The organism is Peribacillus sp. CSMR9 (genome assembly GCF_033141925.1).
Taxonomy (GTDB): domain Bacteria; phylum Bacillota; class Bacilli; order Bacillales; family DSM-1321; genus Peribacillus; species Peribacillus simplex_A.
In genome coordinates this window covers 1-3024 of the sequence record NZ_JAOPHO010000145.1, presented here as the reverse complement: position 1 = coordinate 3024, position 3024 = coordinate 1, and the positions used below count along the sequence as shown (strand labels likewise).

Annotated in this window: 3 protein-coding genes; 1 reads left to right on the top strand and 2 read right to left on the bottom strand. The window is 36.5% G+C overall.

The window, feature by feature from the left end; all coding sequences use genetic code 11:
• The first annotated feature begins 350 nt into the window (after positions 1 to 350).
• Positions 351 to 845: a DinB family protein gene (locus tag N9I19_RS24310; protein ID WP_317779268.1), complete on the top strand. Its 495-nt coding sequence runs from the start codon at positions 351 to 353 to the stop codon at positions 843 to 845.
• A gap of 179 nt (positions 846 to 1024) precedes the next feature.
• Here the strand turns inward: N9I19_RS24310 and N9I19_RS24305 are convergent, their stop codons facing one another.
• Positions 1025 to 1312, bottom strand: coding sequence for a hypothetical protein (locus N9I19_RS24305; RefSeq protein ID WP_317779267.1), 288 nt, complete (start codon positions 1310 to 1312; stop codon positions 1025 to 1027).
• Positions 1309 to 2256, bottom strand: coding sequence for an IS110 family RNA-guided transposase (locus tag N9I19_RS24300; protein WP_317779266.1), 948 nt, complete (start codon positions 2254 to 2256; stop codon positions 1309 to 1311). Before N9I19_RS24300 ends, N9I19_RS24305 begins: the two co-directional genes overlap by 4 nt.
• Positions 2257 to 3024: the final 768 nt, after the last annotated feature.

The following is a 3024-nucleotide window of genomic DNA, read 5'->3' as shown; positions in this document are numbered from 1 at the left end:
TTTTGTTCCGGGAACACTCGACTATATAAAAGCAGGATAATTTGATAAAATGGAAATAAGAACCTCTATATAGAAAGATTCACCGCATACCACTGCATGTTATTGAAGTAACGGTGCAGGTTTGTTGAACAAGATTAAGGTTTAAAGGTAAAATTGACGCTACTGTACAGAGATAATAAAGTTGTTTAATTTACAATAAAGTCATTAAAAAATAATAATGTTGTTTAAAAATCCTTATGTCACTAACGGGGCAGGTTAGCTTAATAAGAACAGGACAATCAATATACTATGTAGAATATAATAAGATGACATTGTTTAAAGATTTAGAAAAAACAGTATATAAAAATTATATGGTTCATGCAAAAGATGTTTTATCGGATCAGTTGTTGGCAAATGCTAATGACCCAAGTTGGTACCTACCATTTTCAGATTCAGTAGAAAGATTGTCTGAGGAACATGCATTTTGGAAGCCAAACGAAGAAAGTAATAGTATTGCTGAAATTGTGCAGCATCTACTATATTGGAATCAAACATGGCAAACAAGGTACCAAAAATCTCACGTTGATGCTGTGCCTTCAATAGGAAATAATAATAACAGCTTTATTATTCCTGAAAATCATACTTTTGCTGACTTAAAAAAACAACTATTAGAGGTGCTTTTACGTTGGCAAGAGTTATTATCTGAAGAAAAAGTTGAGAGAGAAGTTAATGGTTATCCTGGACACGTGAAATGGTGGGCAATACTGGGAAATGTGTCAACTCATAACGCATATCACATTGGTCAGATCATTTATATCCGGAAGTTGCAAAATAGCTGGAAAATAGATGTAGGAGTAGATAAATAAATAAAAGTTGCACTAGTGCCTACTTGAACTAACGGGTGCGTTAGCTGAAGATCTGAGCTGTCTTTAAGGCAGCTTTTTTGTATGAAAACACAATAGTAAAAATGCATACTTAAATAAACCCTCCATATTCTCATTTTTTTCCTGATGGGCGTAAATGTACTATGTCGTTATTTAACTGGTTATGCAGTTTGTTGTTCAGATGGAGCGATTGTATAGCCTTTCTTTTTTAGGTATTCGATCATTTTTAATTCTTTGTTATTTTGTTTTTCTTCAAGGTAATTTGAGCCTAGTTCTTGATAGGGTTCCCCTGTTTTTAAGATGTTGTAAGCAATCGTTAGTAGTAAATGAGCAGAAGCGATTCGTCCCTTCATTTTTCCCTGCCTTTTGGTAATCCTTTTTCGATGTGAAGCAATTCGATTATTTTGCCTTGATGTCGCTAGTACATACTCTACAGCCATCGTTTTCAAAGCTTTGTTACCTTGTGTGGTTTTACTCGTTTTTTTTTACCAGCACTTTCGTAATTTCCAGGACTCACACCAGCCCAAGAGGCAAGATGCTTAGCTGACTTAAATACGGACATATCAACGCCCATCTCTGCAATAAAAGTAGCTGCGGCAGCTTTGTTCACACCAGGTATACCATCCAATAATTCTACTTCCTTACGATAGGGGGACAGGAGTTGATCGATTTGTTTTTCCAATTCTTCTATGGTTTGTTCTAAATAACCCATATGCTCCCAATGGTAACGCAGCATATCACGATGATGACGGCGAATACGACCATTAATTGCACTGGCAATGTCAGTAATACTTGCTTTTGTACGCCAATCCACCATTTTTCGAAGACCATCGGTCTCTATTTTTTCACCGTTTAGAATCGCTTCAAGGATACGGCGTCCCGATACTCCAAAAATGTCTGATAGAACGGATGTTAGCTTGATATTAGCATCTTGAAGGATTTTATGAATGCGATTCTGCTCTGAAGTGCGATGATGAATCAATTTTTTTCGATAACGAGTAAGATCTCGTAAATCACGAATATCCTCCGGTGGAACAAAATTGCTTTCAATAAGTCCGCATCTTAGAAGCTTGGCAAGCCATTCGGCATCTTTCACATCAGTTTTACGTCCTGGAACATTTTTTACATGTCTGGCATTGGCAAGAACAAGGTGAAAAGAACCTTCGAGTATATTCCATATTGGTTTCCAGTAGACTCCGGTACTTTCCATCACAACATCGGATACCTGAAGGGTAGCGAGCCAATCACTTAAAGCCAAGAGTCCCGTTGTTGTAGTTGAAAATGTTTCAATAGAGGTCTTTGGCTTTTTATCTAATGGACCAAATAATACACAAGCTACTACTGTTTCTTGGTGTACATCTAGGCCAGCACACCGTTCAATCATTGCTTCCATAGGGGAAATCACCTCAAAAAAAGATTAACAATACATATGACAGGAGATTTGTTACAAAAATTTTTGTATACGTACTAGCAGTACACTAAATGGTTCTTCCATACTGTCACAACCAGTTTCTTATACAGGGTATCTTCCTTAAGATCCACCAAAAAAAGCTCAGCCTGGTTGTATTGTTATCACCATTATTGTCAACGGTTTAATGGGTTAGACTTTATATTGGGGTAATGAGCAGGGTTTCGTGATAGATGGTGGCGGCGAGGAACGCCGCCATAGAGGTTTCTTATGGAGCTAAAGGGGCAGGTTAGTTGCATTAGTACAAAGTTTACTCGCACAGTGAATGACGTTTGCTTTCACAATGTGACTTTATGGAGATGTGTAGTACAGTCCTCGGTTTATTCGTACTGTGACATAGCAAAATATCAGCTACTGATGTTTCTATTTCTTTTTTTCGTAATTTGTAATATGTGTTACGTTAATAACAGTGATTTCATTTGGTGTATTTTCTTTTGTGGAATTAGTTGCTGCTTTAACCTTTTTCTATCTCTCTGCTACTGTTACAAGGTTTCAGTGGAAACACAGAAGAGGTGAAAATGGAAGATAAAGTATAAATAGTAAAGTTTTGTTGGATTATGAATATGCATTGAAATCGTTGGGTCTAATTCTGGTCATGTAGAATAAATACCTTTTAATATAAATAGGGATAGCCCAATCACTATCCCTAACATTACATATGATTTCGATTAACGAGTACTTCCACCTAATTGT